Raw genomic sequence first — 17,148 nt, 5'->3', positions numbered from 1 at the left:
AAAGATGACTCCTGTACAGTACAGGAATCATCTCCTTCAAGCAGCGTGATCTTTTTTTAAAATGTCCTTTACATAGGGTACAGATTAAACGCTCATCAACCTTTTATTTTGCCTTGAAAAGACGAATATTTTTCAGTTGTTCAATCAAGTGTTCTTTCATTACTGCGCCATCGGACTGGAATTGTTGCGGATAATATTTAGGCATGAAGATCGGGGCCCCTTTTGCAATCCATGCTTGGCGATACATCGCGTGAGTCTCTTCTCGTTTCATAAACAAGCCATTTTCAAGTTCGACGTCATCGTCGTCTCCGAATTGAAATTGGCAACATAGACAAATCTCAAATGAAGGATCATGAAATTCGTTGTAAGCAGGTTCGTCTAATCCATCAAACCCGCATATGGGACAGATATATGTCATCGGCTATTCCTCTTTTGCTGATAAAATCAATCTTTGGTCAGTATTAAAGTAAGAGAAGAAAAATGTCAGATACTAAATTTCTCCTCCTTTTTTTATATTAAAAATAGTATGATTTATCCATAGATATTTAAAAGTTTACATATAAAATCTAGTATCAAATTTTCAAATTACTGTATGACAAATCATTGATAATTTCAAAGAAGAAAAGTTGAATCCGTGAGTGGCCAAAACGAAAACCACTAATAGTGCAGGGGGAAAATCGAATGGACAAAAGAAGTGAAGAGTCATCACAATTTGCACGTACATCAAAACAACGAGAGCCTAATAAAAGAAAATGGTACGGAAAAATTATAGGTAGTGCATTTCTTCTCGTGCTTCTCGCTTCAATGGCAACTTGGTTTTTCGTTGGAAATGCATCTAAGGATAAAAGCTCTGTGACAGTTAATCAAATTCGTGAAATCGCGACGCTTGCAACGGCTGAAGCGCATCTTGAGACAACTATTGAAGAAGAGAATAATGAGTTGTTAGGCATAAAATTGCCATTTAATTTAGCCGGAACAAAACAAAAAATTTTACTTATTGTTCCTGGTACAGTCATAGCAGGAGTTGATTTGAAAGAAATAACGTCTGAAGACATTGACGTTAATGAAGAGGAAAAGAAATTAGATATCGTCTTACCCAAGGCAAGTTTTCTTCAAGAACCGGCAATCGATATGAATGACGTATCCTATGTTTCAGATGAAGGATTCCTTCGTGGAGAAGTTACATTTGACGAGGGGACCGATTTAATGAAGAAGGCACAAAAAAATATTAAGGATGAGGCTGTTGAGATTGGTTTATTAGTTACAGCGGAACAAAATGCTAAAAAATTCTTAACTGGTTTCTTTGATAACCTTGGTTATGAAGTAAGTGTAACCTTTGAATAATAAAGAAAAGGAGATCTAAACAGCGATGCTATAGATCTCCTTTTTGCTTGTTGTCAAATCACGAAACAATCTCACTCATCAACGCATGCGTATTACCCTCAGAGTCCTTGAAAAAAGCCATCCACGTCTCGAGGTTCTCCATTTTCGCGACGAGGTGCGGCTCGTCGATAAACTGAACATCTTTCGCCAAAAGCTGTTCATACGCCTCGATGAGATGGTTCACTTGGAGATATAGCACAGAGCTCGCTTTCGCAAATTCTTCATTCTCGGGACGCGACAGCATGAGCCGCACTCCGCTACATTCTAAAAAGGCGAGGTTGCCTGTTTGGAATAAGAGCGGAAGTTGAAGCGTGTCCCGATAGAAACGTACCGCGCGATCCAAGTCGTGCACCGGTACATAGATTTGTCTGATTTGCTGAATAAGATTCAAACGATATCCCTCCTAAAGTGGCATCTGTGACCGTGTAGCGAATGTATTCTTGTTTAACGCGTTTGGCGAATCCGTTGAGCGGTGAACATCCCGAGCGCCAGAAGGACGGCAAGACCAATCTATGCGAAGACGTAGAACAATGGCGACCCAGTCGTCCCGATGGTCACCTCGTTTTGAAGCATGGTGACGTTGTCCGCCTCGGAGATGATGTCGGGTGTATAGTTGAGCGTGCGGATGAAGCCGATTCCGAACGTAGCAATGAGATACAAGAGGCGAAGCGCGGTCGAGATGAGCATCGCGCGTTTTGTAATCTTCAAGTCAATCTTCCTTTCCGTCTTTCGCGTGCTGGCTTTGCGAAAGCTTTTGTTCCATTTGCGTATGTAATTTGGTGACAATCCCGTCCGGATGTGGAGAAATCGCGAGTTGAACATGCACCGGGAACATGGTCCATAAATCGGTCGGATAATACGAGCCGTCACGCGGTGACCGATGACCTTGAATCGTAAATGATTCTTCATCGTCGTCAAGGTATAATACAAGGGGGACGGACATGCCCGAACCTTGCTCGAAGCGATCACCTTCTTGCACGTACTCTTGGATGAGCGCCCAGACGTACACCTCATTTTTCGTCGTATTCGTGTCGAGAATTTGATATGACGTCCACACGTCACCGCCGAAGTTCGCTTCCATCACTTCGGTCGTCAAGTAGCGCTCCATCTCTTGATGGTCAACCGAAACAGACTGGCTCATCGAGACGAACGACTCTCCCGTCGTGAGAGAATACAAACTTGCGACGATGGTGATGGTCCAAAAGGTGGTCCACATAAGTTTTTTCAAAATAAGTCCCCCATATCTGTTCACCGATAAAAGATTTGAGTTTATCGTAGCGCATTTCTACCTAATCGTGGGAATTATTGACTAAAATTTTAAGGGGAGGATTGGATGCAAACGGTATATATAGCGGGAGGATGCCTCTGGGGCGTCCAGGCGTTCATCAAGACGTTACCCGGTGTCATCGAAACAGAGGCTGGACGAGCGAACGGGGCGACGGATGCGCTTGACGGAGCATATGACGGCTACGCCGAATGCGTCAAAACGACGTTCGATCCGAGCATCGTCACGATGAAGGAGTTGATGAATTACTTATTTGAAATCATCGACCCGTATAGCGTCAATCGCCAAGGCGAAGATGTCGGCGAAAAGTATCGGACCGGCGTCTATAGTGCAGACCCACACCATTTGGAAGTCGCACGCACATTGATCGACAACCGAAGCGATGCGGAGAAAATCGCGGTCGAGGTATTGCCACTCACGAACTACGTCCGAAGCGCGGACGAGCATCAAGACAGGCTTGAGCGATGTCCGGACGATTACTGCCATATCCCGAAGACATTATTAGAGAAGTACAAACAATGAGCCGACACGATGCCGTGTCGGCTCATTTGTTATGCGCGCTCGAGGACGTTCACGAGCAAGCGATGCACGACCTCGTGGTCACGCACGTCATGCAGTTTGTAATCTTTCCCCGGTAACGTATACCACTCGGCCGCCCCGACGTACGTGATGGCGAGCTCGAGCGTGCCGTCTTCCTGACATGTCGTCCGTAGTTCAAGTTCTCCACTGATGACGCCGACTTCCTCGGTCATGACGCCGTGGGAGGCTTTAAATACTGAAGAGTGCTGGTTCATAGCGAACTCCTTTCAAAACTCAATAGATGCAAGCATTGATGGCCGTTTGCAAGGCCGTCTTTTCTGTGGATTGGAGGCTGAGGCCCCAACGGCTCTTCGTCTCGACCCACATCTTCGCGTAGGCACAGCGCGCACCGGTACGTGGCGGCTGCCATGTCGACGGGTCTTGGTCCCCTTTCGAACGGTTCGAGCTGGCCGAGACGGCGATGAGCTGCGGCCCATTCAAATCATTGGCGAAGCTTTGACGCTTCGTCGTCGTCCAGCTGCTTGCGCCTGAGCGCCACGCTTCGGCTAACGGTACGACATGATCGATGTCGATGTCAGACGCTGATGTGAATGTGATGCCGTCATAGTAACTGTACCACTTACCGGTGGTGACCGGACACTCATCGATGACCGAGTCGGCGTCGCGTTTCAAGACGATGTGCCGCGTGTTACACCCGTTCCCTTGGCTACTCCAATGGGGGAACAAGTCACGACTATAGCCGGTCATCGACCCTTCATTTTTCACCGTCAAGGCGTTTAATTTAGATAACGCCATTGACTTAGATGGGATACCTGGTGGGAGCGCCGAAGCGGTTGGCGTCGTGAAGTGAAGCGTTGTGATGACCAAGATGATGGCGAATAACGAACTGATGCATTTTTTAAGCATGTTTGTGCCTCCTATTATGTATGACGACTGGACGAGGTGCATCGTAAACGCACGATGCACCTCGAATATACATGGCAAGGAAGTGAGAAATACGCAAATTTACGAAAAATGAATCTAACGATTATAAAACTTGAGGTCAGGGACATGATACATGACATCAGACGTCCCGGCTTTAGCACTACTGACATACGCGTAGGCACCAACTATTGGTATAATGAAGGCGGTTTGTAGTAAAGGACGAAGGAGTGGTACGCCATGAATCAAAAAGACATCGCGGCGATTCGGAAGCATTTCAAATTGAATGCGGAAGCGGTCAAAATCGCTGACATTTATAATATTTATATTCGCCAAGACAGCAACGAGATTTTTTACGAGGAGTTACGCTCGTTCCCGTTCGTCGAGCAGGAGCATCAAGAGTTGTTCCTCGCCAATTTCAAGAAAGTGCTCGGTGGCAAAATCGACGAGAAGCTGTTCGAAGTGAAGTTCCAGCACCCGGAAGCTGGGCAGACCGACCATACGCAGACATTGCTCTATGAGGCGCTCCGGACCGACGAGATTGAAGAGTGGGCCGGTATGATGCAGCGGATCGCGCTCAAGATGGTCCAGGAGGCGCCGTTCGAGAAAGATATGGTCGTCACGTTCATCCGCTTCAAATACAATAAGCCGACGCGTCGTCATTCCGAGGAGACGGAGATCGACATGCGCGACGAGGTATGGACGTCACGATTCATCCTATGCAGCATCAATCAGACCGAGCTCCCGAAACAGTCGCTCGTGTTCGACTATATCGAGCGGGAGTTCAAGTCGAACATCTTCATCAATCCGGTCATCAAACTCGATGCCCCGATCGGCGGCTTTATGTTCCCGTGCTTCACGGACAACGCGGCCGACGTCAACCATATCTTGTACGCCGCGCAAAAGGCTCATCAACCAGACTTCGGCTTTATCGAGAACGTCTTGAATGGCACCGAGATTGTGACGGCGGTCGAAGAGAAGGCGATGTTCGAAGAAGTCGTCAAAACCGTTATCGGCGAAGAAGTGAACGTGGGGACGCTCGCTACCGTTTACGATGAAATCAACCAGATGATTCTCGCCGAAGCAGAACGCGAGGACGAGGAAGAGAGCGTGCCGATGATTGACGCCCGCACTGTGGAGGTTGTCTTGAAAGCGAGCGGCGTCGAGGACGTGACGACGGAGAAAGTCGAGGCGGCGTTCCAACAAGTCGTCGACGACCGACAATACGAGATGAAGGCGAGCAGTGTCGTCCCGAAATACACATCGAAGTCGATTAAAATCAATACGAAAGTCGCCAATATCTCGATCAGTCCACAAGACTTGAAGTACGTGAGACAAGTGAACGTGAAAGGGAAACGGTGCTTGTTAATCGAACTAGAAGAGGACACGGAAATCGAAGGATTCAAGCTGATCTCGGAAGAACTGTTGGACTGACTTTAAACGGACGGAGGCGAGCGGGTGCACCCTTTAGACATCTTTGAATGGATGACGGCAATCGGCATCCTCTTGTTGATTGTCGCCACTTCCTTTTTATTTCGTGGGAAATGGCGGCGTGCAATGCGAGTGCTCGCCGTTGCGTACGTTATCACCTATGGGGTGTTCTACCTCGTCCGCCCATATTGGATGAATCATCAGATTGATCGAGACATCGTAGCGCTTGAGTCGTATCTTGAGTCGCGCTATCCGGCCGAGACGGTCACGATTGAAAGCATCCCCTACGGAACGGACGGCTTTGAGAGTATGAACCCATACACGCTGTTCGTCACGTTCTCAACAGAACCGGACGCGGAATACACGTATATTGTCGAGGATGGGACGCACATCCGTCAGAGGAGTCATAGTTCAATCCAAGAAAATAAGTTTGATTTTCTTCATTTGGAAGACTAAGGTTCAGACATTGGTCTGAGCCTTTTTTTGTCAATCACGTGAGGATAGTTGAATTTCGGAACGGTTATCGGTATGATGCTCTTGAAAGCGTTCTCTCGGTAAGTCTTATTTTTTTAAAATTTATCGAAAGCGCTTTCGGGATGAGTGAGGACAACAAAAAACCTCAATCCTTCTCCATGTGGAGAGGCGTTGAGGTCTGATGGATGATTATTTTTTCGCCTTGCTCACTTTCAACTTCTTCCCTTTGATTGGCGTTGATTCCATCGCCTGAAGGACGAGTGAGCCTTTGCCGTTCAAAATGTCGACGTACGTCATTTGGTCGTTGATTGTGATGATACCGATATCGTCTGCCGTCACACCAGGAATTTTGGCGATTGTACCGACGAAGTCGATGGCGCGGAGTTTTTTCTTCTTCCCGCCGCTGAAGTGAAGCTTCATGATGTCTTGGTTGATGCGGGCCGTCTTGTTGTTGCGAACGACGCGTCGTCCGCTCAACTTCTCTTCGAAAGCGGCTTGGTTGCGCGCGACTTCTCTTTCAGTCGGTGCATCCATTTCCGGGATGTCGAACTTGATGAACGCTTCGATGGCGCGAACGAACTTGCCTTCATGCGGCGTCGCGAGCGTGATCGCTTTTCCGGCGTTGCCGGCACGGCCTGTGCGTCCGGTCCGGTGCACGTAGCTCTCTTTTTCCATCGGCACGTCATAGTTGATGACGAGGTTGACGTTATCGACGTCGATTCCGCGCGCTGCGACGTCGGTCGCGACGAGATAACGGAAGTTGCCCATCTTGAAGCCTTCCATGACGGCGAAGCGGTCTTCTTGCTCGAGGCCACCGTGGAGGCGTTCACACGAGTAACCGGCTTGATCGAGTTCGCTGTACACCGTGTCGACGTGTTCTTTCGTCCGGCAGAAGATGAGGCAGCTGTCTGGATTTTCGACGACCGTCAAATCTTTCAGTACGGCGAGCTTGTCTTCGCGGCGCACTTCAATCAAGCCATGTTCGATCGTCGAAGCGGTGACACCGCTCGATTCGATAGCCACACGGATTGGTTCGTTCATGTGCTTTTGGCATAAACGCTCGATGTCGTTCGGGAACGTCGCTGAGAACACCATCGTCACGCGGTCGCGCGGCAATTCTTGGAGGATCGCCTCGACGTCAGCGAGGAAACCGCGGTTCAACATCTCGTCGGCCTCATCGATGATCAAATAATCGATTTTATCGAGGACGAGCGTCTCCCGTTCGATGTGGTCCATGACGCGTCCTGGTGTCCCGACGACGACGTGCGTCTTCTGTTTCAATTCATCACGCTGCTTCGAGAACGGTTCTTTGCCGTAAACGGCAGTCGCCTTGATGCGCTTGAAACGACCGATGTTCGTCATATCCTCACGGACTTGGACGGCGAGTTCGCGCGTCGGTGTGAGAATCAGCACTTGCGGCTTGTTTTCTTCCCATTCGATGAGTTCCGTGACCGGAATACCGAACGCTGCGGTCTTCCCGCTGCCGGTTTGGGCTTTGACGACCAAGTCTTGACGCTCGAGTGCGAGCGGGATGACTTTCTGTTGGACCTCGGTCGGTGATTCGTATTTCATGATGCCGAGCGCACGTTGGATATCTTCGCTTAGGCGATAGTCTGAAAAGCTTGGTTGATTCATAGGTTTACCTCATTTTCGTGTAAGAAACTTCTATTCGAGAAATTTTCATTAGCAATTTGGATTACGCTTCATTATACACGAAACGAAGCGGTTCGTCGTTCATGCACGAAAACGGTCAAGACGAAAGCCGCTCAAATCGAACGGTGTCTGTCCGTCTAGCGTGAGTTGGCTCAACACTTCGCCCATGACACTGCCGAACTTGAAACCGTGACCGGAGAAGCCACAGGCGATGAGAACATTGGGATGCTCGGGATGAAAATCGACGATGAAATCATGATCATCCGACATCGTGTACAGGCACGTTTTGCCTTGATTCAAGTGGCCGTTCGCTTCTGGCATATACGTCGCGAGGAAGTGACGCAAATCGCCCTCGTCGGCTTCATAGCGACCGAAGTCTTGTGTATGTAGGTTCGGGTCGATGGCCTGACCGCCGTCAGTCCGTCCGACTTTGAGTCCAGCCCCGTCAAGACTTGGAAATCCATAGAACATCCGGTCACTGTCCTCGACGAAGAACGACGGGAACGTCGCATCCGAATAAAGTGTCTCGTCCGCGTCGAACCAGCCGACGACTTTCCGGGTCGGTTGAAGCGGGAGCGATATGTCAGGAAGTAACTGCTTCGCCCATGCTCCGACTGTGACAATCACTTTCTTAGCGTAAAACGTCGCCTCAGACGTGACGATGGTGACGCCGTCCGAATTGAAGGAAAGCGACTTGACGGGCGTGTTCATCACGAGCTCGGCGCCATTTGCGGTGGCCCGCTCGCGATACGCTCGAATCGCATTCTCGCTGTAGAGCAGTCCCGACTCGGTCTCATAACAACCGATATAGTCGTCTGGGACTGAAATTCCAGGCCAGCGCGCCTCGACGTCTTGTTTCGATAGTAGTTGGAGCGGCAAATGATACTTTTCGGCCGAGGCAATCGTCTCGCCTAAAAACGCCGAGTCGCGTGGCCCGAGACCGAGCACGCCCGTTTTCTTGAAAATTGGATACTGCGACGTACGGTCGAGCTCTTCCCATAGCGTTTGGGCCCGTTGGACGAGCGAGACATACGCCCGACCTTCCCCGTAGGCGTGGCGAATCATCCGGGTGTCCCCGTGATGGCTGCCTTTGTTATGAGGCGGGTCGAACGCATCGATGACGAGCGTATTGGCGTCTCGTTCGGACAAATAGGCCGCTGCGGCCATGCCCATCGTGCCGGCCCCGATGACGGCGACGTCGTATCTTACTGGTTGTGACATATGGACATCAATCCTTTCTACTGGAGCATTAGTAGAATGGTATGGAAAAGCTGGATAATTGTCAATTTTTTCTTGTTGAGTAGGACGAATCAGTAAGGAATCAGGGAATTGAATCTACGTGTCAATTTTGCCTATGAAAAGGGGACTACATATCATGTTGAATTCACGTGAGACGTATCGTGTATTGATAGAACAGCTCGAGACAGCTCGACAAGCCCACACAATAGACCGTGTCGAAACAATCATCAAACCGATTCCCGATTCGGATGTCAGCGGAGATTTGGACCCGCGCGTGTTGGCCGTCATCAAAGGCTATGCCGCAGCCGAGTCGGAGACGTCATTCGATTTGGCATCGGCGCGTGCCAGCATGGGCTGGCCGAACTGGGATGTGACGACGACAGACATCACGACAGAGCACGTCACGATTCCGAGTCCGGACGGGGACATCCCGGCGCGTCTGTATCGGCCGCGCTCGGAAGGTTCTTTACCGGCCATCGTGTTCTTCCACGGCGGCGGCTTCTTCGGTGGGACACTCGATACGGTCGAGAACCCGTGTAAGCTGCTGGCGGAGAAAGCGAACGCGCTCGTCGTCTCGGTCGATTATCGACTCGCGCCGGAGCATCCGTTTCCAGCTGGACTGAACGACTGTTTCCGAGCGGTTGAATGGGTATACGAGCAGGCCGACGAGCTGAATGTACGGAACGATCGAATCGCCGTCGCCGGCGACAGTGCCGGCGGCAACTTGGCGACGGCCTGTTGTCTGCTCGACCGCACCAAACGGCTGAATCGGATTAGCTATCAAGCGCTCGTCTATCCGGTCGTCAATCTCGGCTCGATCCCGACAGACGATTACGAATGGAAACTCGACGATTATGAGATTAAGCACAACCACGACTTGATTCGTGGCGTCGTCATGGCGCTCGGGGATTCGGACGGTCTGCTCAACCATGTGTATTTACAAGGCAAGGCCGAACTGACCGCCCCGCTCGTCTCCCCGTTGTTCGCCGAGGATGTGGCAGGTTTGCCACCGGCGCTCATCATCACGGCCGAGTACGACTATCTGCGCCTTGAAGGCGAGGCATACGCAAGGAAACTGGCGCGTGCCGGTGTGAAGACACGATTTATTCAATACCGCGGAATGGATCACGCGTTTATGGACAAGCTCGGCGACTTCCCGCAAGCCGAAGACTGCATGACCGAAATCGCAAATGGAATGAAGGAGATGACACGATGAAGACTTACACATTGAACTGGGATACATATAAACAATTGGCGCGGACAGCCGTCGCGGAAGGGGCCGTCCTCGTGAAAAACGAGCAGGCGACACTTCCGATTCAACCTGGGACGACCGTCTCGGTCTTTGGACGAAGTCAATTCAACTACTACAAGAGCGGCACAGGCTCTGGCGGGATGGTCAACGTCTCGCACGTGACGAGCCCGCTCGAGGCGCTTCAGGCGACGGAAGGGATTCAGTTGAACGACTCGCTTCTCAAGACGTACGAGACATGGGTCGAGGCGAATCCGTTCGACCAAGGCGTCGGCTGGGCCGGCGAACCGTGGTCACAGCCTGAGATGACGGTAACGGATGACCTCGTCAAAGAAGCGGCGGAGCAGTCGGACGTGGCCCTCATCTTTATCGGGCGCACAGCTGGGGAAGACCGTGACAATACGGCCGACCCGGGCAGTTACTTGCTGACGGACATCGAACGGGCGTTGATTGAGAAAGTATCGAAGACGTTCACGAAGACAGCGATCGTCTTGAACGTCGGCAATATCATCGACATGGACTGGGCGCATCAACCGAGCGCGATCCTCTACGCGTGGCAAGGCGGACTGGAGGGTGGAACCGGACTCATCGACGTGTTGACGGGCGCGGTCACGCCATCTGGGAAGTTGACCGATACGATTGCCAAATCGATTGAGGACTATCCGTCGACGAAAAACTTCGGCCATGCGGACAAAGGGATCTATCAAGAAGACATCTATGTCGGCTACCGTTATTTCGAGACGTTCGCCAAGGACGCGGTGCTCTATCCGTTCGGCTTCGGCTTGTCATACACGACGTTCACGACCGATGTCGTGAGCGCGAGCGAACAGGACGGCGTCATTGACGTGACGGTCGATGTCATGAACACCGGTGACGTGGACGGGAAAGAAGTCGCCCAGCTCTACGTCGAGAAGCCACAAGGCGTGCTTGGCAACCCGGCCCGCGCACTCGTCGCCTTCAAGAAAACGGGCTTACTCACACCAGGCGCGCAGGAGACGCTCACGCTCAGCGTCCCGGTCACGGACTTTGCGAGCTATGACGACAACGGGGCGACCGGGCACGCATCAAGCTTTGTTCTCGAGGCCGGCACTTACACGCTTCACCTCGGGACCGACGTTCGTTCGGCCCAACCGGTGTTCGCGTATGAAGTAAATGCCCAACAAGTCGTCGAGACGCTCAGCGAGAACATGGCCCCGGTCACTCCGTTCGACCGCATCAAGCCGGTCGTCGGTGAGAATGGCTATTTGGTCGAATACGTGCCGACGCCGCTCCGTGCGGTCGATGTCGAGGCACGCTATCTCGCCGAACGTCCGCTCTCGCGCGACTACGTCGGTGACAACGGCTTAACACTGAAGGACGTTTACGCAGGTAAGACCGAACTCGAGACGTTCCTCGATCAGTTGACGGATGAAGACCTCGCCTGCATCGTTCGTGGACAAGGGATGAACTCGCCGCGCGTGACACCGGGGACGGCCGCCGCGTTCGGTGGGGTATCGGATCGCTTGAACGACCTCGGCATCCCAGCAGCATGTTGCGCGGACGGCCCGTCCGGCATCCGGATGGACATTGGGACGAAGGCGTTCGCCCTTCCGAACGGGACGCTCCTCGCCTCGACGTTCAACGTCGAATTGGTGGAAGACCTGTTCGAGATGACCGGACTCGAGATGCGGAAGAATCGCGTCGACACACTCCTCGGACCAGGGATGAACATCCACCGCAATCCGCTCAACGGTAGGAACTTCGAGTACTTCTCAGAAGACCCGCACGTGACCGGCAAGATGGCAATCGCCCAATTGAACGGGATGCATCGCGTCGGCGTGACAGGGACGCTCAAGCACTTCAGCGCCAACAACCAAGAGGCGCACCGCCATGACATCGACTCGATCGTCTCGGAGCGGGCGCTGCGTGAGATTTATTTGAAAGGGTTCGAGATGGCCGTCAAAGAAGGCAAGGCGACGTCAATCATGACGACGTACGGCGCCGTCAACGGCGTCTGGACGGCTGGGCTTTACGATCAAAACACGCGAGTGCTTCGCGACGAGTGGGGCTTTGAAGGCATCGTCATGACCGATTGGTGGGCGAAAGTGAACCATCACGAAGATGAGCCGGCCAACCGCCAGAACACGGCGGCGATGGTCCAGTCACAGAACGACTTGTATATGGTCGTCGACCGTCCGGACACGAACTCGTTCGACGATAACACGGGTGCGGCACTCGAAGCGGGCACGTTGACGCGTGGCGAACTGTTACGGAGTGCGGCCAACATCTGCCGCTTCGTCTTACAGTCTCCGGCGATGGAACGTCTCATGGGCATCCACGACGGTTCGGTCGAGGTGATCGGGCTCGACGAGGAAGCCGGACAGGCGATCGACTTCGATGTGACGTACCGCCACCTCGAGAGTGGTGAGGCCGTCAGCTTGAGTGACGCGGACACATCGACGGGGAACACGCACGTCTTTGCTGTCTCGGTCGACGAGACAGGTACGTACGACGTGACGATCACGGCGAAATCGGATGCGGGCGAGCTCGCGCAGATGCCGGTCACGTTGTTCGCCAACAACATCCCGGGCCCGACGTTCACGTTCAACGGGACGGACGGGGAATGGGTGACGCAGACGAAGCAAGTGTTCTTCCTGAACCAACACAACTACTTGCAGCTCTACTTCGCGCTCGGCGGTCTCGACGTGAAAGATATCACGTTCACGCTCGCGGACTCGTTCAGCATGAAAAACGGCTAATGGATCAGAGCGCTTCATCGTATACGTCCGCCCGCCTTTCACACATCACGAGCTATTTTGTATAATGGAGTCAACATCTTGTGAGTAGAAAGGGGGGCGCATATACGTGGAAAATCGTTTGAGATTTTCTAAGTCTTCAATCACTCATGCAAAGCCAGTTGTCACAAGGGCGATCATTTGCATGGGGCAGAACGTTTCATTTGATCGCTTAATCGTGTGACCACGACGGCTTTGCTTCCTTATTGTCGGATTTTGAATAAGGAGCGAGCAGAGATGAAGTATGTAAATGCGCAACAGATTCTTCCGGAGAAGTTGCTTCAGGAAGTTCAACGATACGTCCAAGGGGAGACACTTTACGTTCCGCGGACCGGTCAAAACAAGAAGCGCTGGGGAACGGTCAGTGGTGGGAAACAGCTGCTAGAACAGCGAAATGAAGCGATTCGAACATCCTTTGCGAAAGGGGCTCGGGTCGAGCAGTTGGCCGCTGACTATCATTTGGCGGTCACGACCATTCGGAAAATCGTCTACGCTTCACATTGATGAACGGCACAGCGCATGGTTGCGACTGTGCCGTTTTTGTATAAAACAATTCTAAGTCAAAGTCGGTGCAATCGGGTCGTCCGAAATCCTTTACACTGAAAGAAGTCAGGATTGAGAAAGGATGACTGAATATGCAAGAACGTTTTATTGCGAACCACCAATTTAATTTCATTCGAGAACAAGTCGAGCTGATTCGAGATAGCCGAAAGAAAAGCTTACCACCTTCCGTGTTAAAAGCCGTCATCGATTTGGCCAATGCCAAACTTGCGTTTTTATTTCCTGAAGCGACACCAACTCAGCTTGCCATGCTGGACGTATCAACATTGCAAACCGACGAAGCCTATGACGGGTTTATAGATGGGTTAAGGCCTCACGTCCGATCGTTTCCGCAAGTGTCGGAACCACAAGTGAAAAAAATGTTTCCAAAACAGAAAAAGTTAAGATTGCCAGATGTAACGGAACTTCCTATGAATCGGACCTCCTATCTGAGCTGGAACGACCTGCGTTCCAATCGGAAATATATCCTTTGCGAGAAGGATCATCAGTTGATTGGCATCGAATGCAAGGCAAGCGCGAATACGAAACGAAATATTTGTGCCTTCTGTAATCAGTTGGCAGAAGTCTCGTATTGTGTCACCGTCACAAAGGCGAAACAAGCTAAAAATCCTGACTATTATAAAGCGATTGGGACGTATATCTGTACAGACAGTGCTTCTTGTAACGAAAACATGACGAATCTCGACGCCTTGATGACGTTCGTCGAAACGGCATTGAAAGAATAAGTTTTGGGATCGACCATGCGTCGGTCCTTTTATATTGGGTTTAATGGGAGATGACGTGATTTCGCCTTTACAAAACCCATACACGATTGACGCGATTTTGAAAAAGCATCTTAACAAATTTCCTTTAGTCTACAAAAGTCAGCACAAGCAGTACACATTCGGGAGGGACTAAGGACATGAAAAAATCGATGAAAAAAGTGATTCCATTGGCGGTCGTATCGACACTCGCACTGGGCGGGTTGATCGGGATGCAACAGGAAGAAGTCGAAGTACAGGCGAAGGAAGGGAAGAATGGCAAAGCGAAAAACGTCATCTTCATGATTGGTGACGGTATGGGCGTACCATATACGACGGCACTCCGTTATATGAACGATACGGAAGGTGTGGACATGCCACAGACGGCGTTTGATCCGCATTTGGTCGGACTACAGTCAACATATCCTGAAGATGAAGAAGAGAACGTCACAGACTCTGCGGCAGCGGCCACAGCGATGAGCGCCGGCGTCAAGACGTATAACAATGCCATCGCGGTCGATAACGATAAAATCGATGTGAAGACCGTTCTTGAACAAGCGAAAGAGAACGGCATGTCGACCGGGATCGTCGCCACATCTGAAATCACGCATGCGACACCGGCCTCGTACGGTGCCCATGAGGAAGAGCGCAAGAGCGAGAACGCCATCGCCAACGATTACTACGATGACTTAATCAATGGGGAACATAAAATTGACGTCATGTTGGGCGGCGGGACTGATTTCTTCGAACGTTCGGACCGCAATATTGCGAAGCAGTTTGAACAAGACGGGTATAGCTACGTGAAATCGGCAGAAGAGATGAAGCAGGACGACAATAAACAAGTGCTCGGTCTATTCGCCGAGGTCGGACTCGACAAGATGATCGATCGAGACGACAGCCAACCGAGCTTGGCCGACATGACAACGTCAGCACTCGACCGCTTACAGGATGACAAAGATGGCTTCTTCTTGATGGTCGAAGGCAGTCAAATCGACTGGGCAGGCCATGACAACGACGTCGTCGGCGCGATGAGTGAGATGAAAGACTTTGAGAATGCGTTCAAGGAAGTCGAGGAATTCGCGAAAGAGAACGGCGAGACGTTGGTCATCGTCACGGCCGATCACTCGACAGGTGGCTTCTCAATCGGTTCGGACGGGAACTATAATTGGGATGCGGCTCCAATCCAAGCCGCGAAACGCACGCCGGACTTCATGGCGAAGCAGATCGAGTCAGGTCAAGACGTCGAAGCCGTCTTGAACGAATGGATCGACCTCGACTTGACGGATGCGGAAATCAAATCGGTCCAACAGGCTGCCGAGACGAAAGACGTGACGAAGATCGACAACGCGATTGAAAAGATTTTTGACACGCGTTCAGGGACGGGTTGGACGACGGACGGTCATACCGGGGATGACGTGCCAGTCTATGCGTACGGTCCTCAAAAAGAGCAGTTCACGGGCATGATTGATAACACGGATCAAGCCGCGCGCATTTTTGAGCTGTTGGAGAACCGTGGGAAAATCAAATAAGTAGAACGAGTGTAAGGACGATGCGGCAGTTGCCGTGTCGTCTTTTTAGTTGGATTTAGTTTGTATGTAACGCTTTAATTGCGTGCCGCAACGTCTCGACGTCCTCGTTTCTCCAGCCAAGTCGGTCCACGGCGTTGATGAACTGACGAGTCACTTTGACAATGGCCGTCCTCACGTCTTCGATAGGCACAATGCCCATCTCGATTTTCTCCTGATTGTCCTTCAGGAAGATGAGTTCGACTTCGGTAGCGGTCACTTTTCTAGCCTCGACACGGATTGGACCGTCCATGAAGTTGAACGAATAGGTTTCATGCAACGGCGCGAATAAGAGGGCCCGGCAACTGTCGACCCACCACTTCAAGACGACGGCAACGAAATCAGACCAGCCTTGTCCCGGGAAATAATCATGAAAATCGATGACGAAGGCGATATTGCCAACGATGTGGTCGTCATAAGTCAACGAGTCGAGCTCAATGTCGATTGAAAGATGTGGGGGCATCTAGGGCTCACCTCCAGATGGATTATTTATTCTCAGCATACCAAAGAATATCTCGTCTGATTTGACTGGATAAAAAAGTAAGGCGTCGCGAGCAAAGCATCGTATGATAGAGAGGCAATATGTTCGATTCATGAAGGGGGATTCACGATGCAGCAAGCGGTCATTTTTGATATGGACGGAACGTTGTTTCGGACGGAAACGATTTTAGAACGAGCGCTCGATGAGGCGTTTGAACGGTTGCGAAACGAAGGACAATGGCAAGGTGCGACGCCGATTGCTACGTATCGCAACATCATGGGGGTGCCGTTGCCTGTCGTGTGGGAGACGTTACTCCCGTACCACGAGACAGCAGTGCGAGAAGCGACCGATACGTACTTCCTAATGCGTCTCGTCGAGAACATTAAGAGCGGGAACGGCGCTTTGTATCCGGGCGTGACAGCGCTCTTGGAGCAACTGAGCGCCATGGGGCACACAATATTCATCGCGAGCAATGGCCTCATCCCATACTTAGAGGCAATCGTGTCGCATTATGGATTGAATCGTTGGGTCACGGAAACGTATAGCATTGAGCAAATCGAGACGCTCGATAAAGGTGATTTGGTCGCTCAGATTGTAGCGGAATACGACATTCAAGACGGCTTCGTCGTCGGTGATCGTCTTTCCGACATTGTAGCGGCCAAAGCGAATGGTCTCATCGCCATCGGATGTCGGTTCTATTTTTCTCAAGACGACGAGCTGCGACAAGCCGATCATATCATTGATGGATTGGCAGAGATTCTAGACATTCTCGCCACGCGTCACGTTTCTCGTTGAACGAATCTGAATCGTTTTCGGGTATTGTCTCGTATAGAAGGTACAATACCTAAGCGG

General features: G+C 51.3%; 19 protein-coding genes. 10 read left to right on the top strand and 9 right to left on the bottom strand.

All coding sequences use genetic code 11. The features are described 5' to 3' along the window. Window positions 1-103 precede the first annotated feature (103 nt). Entirely contained in the window at window positions 104-418 is a 315-nt protein-coding gene (locus tag KNP86_RS12040) for a hypothetical protein (protein ID WP_214754516.1), read from the bottom strand. A 263-nt stretch (window positions 419-681) separates the two neighbouring features. Here KNP86_RS12040 and KNP86_RS12035 point away from each other — a divergent pair, with 263 nt between their 5' ends. Beyond that, a complete protein-coding gene (locus KNP86_RS12035) occupies window positions 682-1,344 on the top strand; it encodes a DUF4230 domain-containing protein (RefSeq protein WP_214754514.1) in 663 nt (220 codons plus the stop codon). 58 nt (window positions 1,345-1,402) lie between these two features. Here KNP86_RS12035 and KNP86_RS12030 read toward each other — a convergent pair whose 3' ends face one another. From KNP86_RS12030 to KNP86_RS12020, 3 genes are all read right to left on the bottom strand, one after another. Beyond that, window positions 1,403-1,774, bottom strand: a complete 372-nt coding sequence (locus KNP86_RS12030; protein WP_214754512.1) for a VOC family protein — start codon at window positions 1,772-1,774, stop codon at window positions 1,403-1,405. 119 nt (window positions 1,775-1,893) lie between these two features. Continuing rightward, window positions 1,894-2,091 (bottom strand): hypothetical protein, encoded by a 198-nt coding sequence (locus KNP86_RS12025; protein WP_214754510.1) that lies wholly within the window; start codon window positions 2,089-2,091, stop codon window positions 1,894-1,896. Between the two features lies 1 nt (window position 2,092). Then, complete coding sequence (locus tag KNP86_RS12020) at window positions 2,093-2,611, bottom strand: hypothetical protein (RefSeq protein WP_251130512.1); 519 nt, start codon at window positions 2,609-2,611, stop codon at window positions 2,093-2,095. A gap of 105 nt (window positions 2,612-2,716) precedes the next feature. On the opposite strand from KNP86_RS12020, the gene KNP86_RS12015 reads away from it, so the two are divergent. Further along, window positions 2,717-3,190 (top strand): peptide-methionine (S)-S-oxide reductase, encoded by a 474-nt coding sequence (locus KNP86_RS12015; protein WP_214754508.1) that lies wholly within the window; start codon window positions 2,717-2,719, stop codon window positions 3,188-3,190. A 29-nt stretch (window positions 3,191-3,219) separates the two neighbouring features. Here KNP86_RS12015 and KNP86_RS12010 read toward each other — a convergent pair whose 3' ends face one another. Both KNP86_RS12010 and KNP86_RS12005 read right to left on the bottom strand, forming a co-directional pair. Next, entirely contained in the window at window positions 3,220-3,462 is a 243-nt protein-coding gene (locus KNP86_RS12010) for a hypothetical protein (protein ID WP_214754506.1), read from the bottom strand. A 19-nt stretch (window positions 3,463-3,481) separates the two neighbouring features. Next, window positions 3,482-4,114 carry an HNH endonuclease family protein gene (locus KNP86_RS12005; RefSeq protein WP_214754504.1) on the bottom strand — a complete coding sequence of 211 codons (633 nt, stop codon included), beginning with the start codon at window positions 4,112-4,114 and terminating at the stop codon, window positions 3,482-3,484. Window positions 4,115-4,369: 255 nt separating this feature from the next. On the opposite strand from KNP86_RS12005, the gene KNP86_RS12000 reads away from it, so the two are divergent. Next, window positions 4,370-5,563, top strand: a complete 1,194-nt coding sequence (locus tag KNP86_RS12000; protein WP_034780348.1) for a DUF4317 domain-containing protein — start codon at window positions 4,370-4,372, stop codon at window positions 5,561-5,563. A 24-nt stretch (window positions 5,564-5,587) separates the two neighbouring features. Further along, the gene (locus KNP86_RS11995) at window positions 5,588-6,016 is read left to right on the top strand and encodes a hypothetical protein (RefSeq protein WP_214754502.1); all 429 of its coding nucleotides are present in this window, start codon (window positions 5,588-5,590) and stop codon (window positions 6,014-6,016) included. Between the two features lie 207 nt (window positions 6,017-6,223). Here the strand turns inward: KNP86_RS11995 and KNP86_RS11990 are convergent, their stop codons facing one another. Together KNP86_RS11990 and solA are read right to left on the bottom strand one after the other, a co-directional pair. Beyond that, entirely contained in the window at window positions 6,224-7,669 is a 1,446-nt protein-coding gene (locus KNP86_RS11990; protein WP_214754500.1) for a DEAD/DEAH box helicase, read from the bottom strand. A 99-nt stretch (window positions 7,670-7,768) separates the two neighbouring features. After that, entirely contained in the window at window positions 7,769-8,908 is a 1,140-nt protein-coding gene (solA, locus tag KNP86_RS11985; RefSeq protein ID WP_214754498.1) for an N-methyl-L-tryptophan oxidase, read from the bottom strand. Between the two features lie 154 nt (window positions 8,909-9,062). Between solA and KNP86_RS11980 the strand changes: the two genes are divergently transcribed. The 5 genes from KNP86_RS11980 (at window position 9,063) to KNP86_RS11960 (ending at window position 15,779) form a co-directional block, all read left to right on the top strand. Then, the gene (locus tag KNP86_RS11980; RefSeq protein ID WP_214754496.1) at window positions 9,063-10,142 is read left to right on the top strand and encodes an alpha/beta hydrolase; all 1,080 of its coding nucleotides are present in this window, start codon (window positions 9,063-9,065) and stop codon (window positions 10,140-10,142) included. Continuing rightward, complete coding sequence (locus KNP86_RS11975; protein WP_214754494.1) at window positions 10,139-12,913, top strand: glycoside hydrolase family 3 C-terminal domain-containing protein; 2,775 nt, start codon at window positions 10,139-10,141, stop codon at window positions 12,911-12,913. Before KNP86_RS11980 ends, KNP86_RS11975 begins: the two co-directional genes overlap by 4 nt. Before the next feature lie 273 nt (window positions 12,914-13,186). Continuing rightward, the gene (locus KNP86_RS11970; protein WP_214754492.1) at window positions 13,187-13,453 is read left to right on the top strand and encodes a CD3324 family protein; all 267 of its coding nucleotides are present in this window, start codon (window positions 13,187-13,189) and stop codon (window positions 13,451-13,453) included. 131 nt (window positions 13,454-13,584) lie between these two features. After that, window positions 13,585-14,235 (top strand): FusB/FusC family EF-G-binding protein, encoded by a 651-nt coding sequence (locus KNP86_RS11965; protein ID WP_214754490.1) that lies wholly within the window; start codon window positions 13,585-13,587, stop codon window positions 14,233-14,235. Window positions 14,236-14,411: 176 nt separating this feature from the next. Further along, complete coding sequence (locus tag KNP86_RS11960; RefSeq protein ID WP_214754488.1) at window positions 14,412-15,779, top strand: alkaline phosphatase; 1,368 nt, start codon at window positions 14,412-14,414, stop codon at window positions 15,777-15,779. A gap of 55 nt (window positions 15,780-15,834) precedes the next feature. Here KNP86_RS11960 and KNP86_RS11955 read toward each other — a convergent pair whose 3' ends face one another. Next, window positions 15,835-16,278 carry a hypothetical protein gene (locus KNP86_RS11955; RefSeq protein ID WP_214754486.1) on the bottom strand — a complete coding sequence of 148 codons (444 nt, stop codon included), beginning with the start codon at window positions 16,276-16,278 and terminating at the stop codon, window positions 15,835-15,837. A 147-nt stretch (window positions 16,279-16,425) separates the two neighbouring features. On the opposite strand from KNP86_RS11955, the gene KNP86_RS11950 reads away from it, so the two are divergent. Further along, the gene (locus KNP86_RS11950; RefSeq protein WP_214754484.1) at window positions 16,426-17,091 is read left to right on the top strand and encodes an HAD family hydrolase; all 666 of its coding nucleotides are present in this window, start codon (window positions 16,426-16,428) and stop codon (window positions 17,089-17,091) included. The last annotated feature ends 57 nt before the right edge of the window (window positions 17,092-17,148 follow it).

The sequence above is a fragment of the Exiguobacterium sp. s16 genome (assembly GCF_018618115.1).
GTDB lineage: Bacteria > Bacillota > Bacilli > Exiguobacteriales > Exiguobacteriaceae > Exiguobacterium > Exiguobacterium mexicanum_A.
This window is presented reverse-complemented; position numbering and strand designations above follow the sequence as displayed.

Bases quoted from the DNA above. Each gene is read 5' to 3' on its own strand.
- KNP86_RS12040 (WP_214754516.1), bottom strand. From the start codon at position 418: ATGACATATATCTGTCCCATATGCGGGTTTGATGGATTAGACGAACCT.
- KNP86_RS12035 (WP_214754514.1), top strand. From the start codon at position 682: ATGGACAAAAGAAGTGAAGAGTCATCACAATTTGCACGTACATCAAAA.
- KNP86_RS12015 (WP_214754508.1), top strand. From the start codon at position 2,717: ATGCAAACGGTATATATAGCGGGAGGATGCCTCTGGGGCGTCCAGGCG.
- KNP86_RS12010 (WP_214754506.1), bottom strand. From the start codon at position 3,462: ATGAACCAGCACTCTTCAGTATTTAAAGCCTCCCACGGCGTCATGACC.
- KNP86_RS12005 (WP_214754504.1), bottom strand. From the start codon at position 4,114: ATGCTTAAAAAATGCATCAGTTCGTTATTCGCCATCATCTTGGTCATC.
- KNP86_RS12000 (WP_034780348.1), top strand. From the start codon at position 4,370: ATGAATCAAAAAGACATCGCGGCGATTCGGAAGCATTTCAAATTGAAT.
- KNP86_RS11990 (WP_214754500.1), bottom strand. From the start codon at position 7,669: ATGAATCAACCAAGCTTTTCAGACTATCGCCTAAGCGAAGATATCCAA.
- solA (WP_214754498.1), bottom strand. From the start codon at position 8,908: ATGTCACAACCAGTAAGATACGACGTCGCCGTCATCGGGGCCGGCACG.
- KNP86_RS11980 (WP_214754496.1), top strand. From the start codon at position 9,063: ATGTTGAATTCACGTGAGACGTATCGTGTATTGATAGAACAGCTCGAG.
- KNP86_RS11975 (WP_214754494.1), top strand. From the start codon at position 10,139: ATGAAGACTTACACATTGAACTGGGATACATATAAACAATTGGCGCGG.
- KNP86_RS11970 (WP_214754492.1), top strand. From the start codon at position 13,187: ATGAAGTATGTAAATGCGCAACAGATTCTTCCGGAGAAGTTGCTTCAG.
- KNP86_RS11965 (WP_214754490.1), top strand. From the start codon at position 13,585: ATGCAAGAACGTTTTATTGCGAACCACCAATTTAATTTCATTCGAGAA.
- KNP86_RS11960 (WP_214754488.1), top strand. From the start codon at position 14,412: ATGAAAAAATCGATGAAAAAAGTGATTCCATTGGCGGTCGTATCGACA.
- KNP86_RS11955 (WP_214754486.1), bottom strand. From the start codon at position 16,278: ATGCCCCCACATCTTTCAATCGACATTGAGCTCGACTCGTTGACTTAT.
- KNP86_RS11950 (WP_214754484.1), top strand. From the start codon at position 16,426: ATGCAGCAAGCGGTCATTTTTGATATGGACGGAACGTTGTTTCGGACG.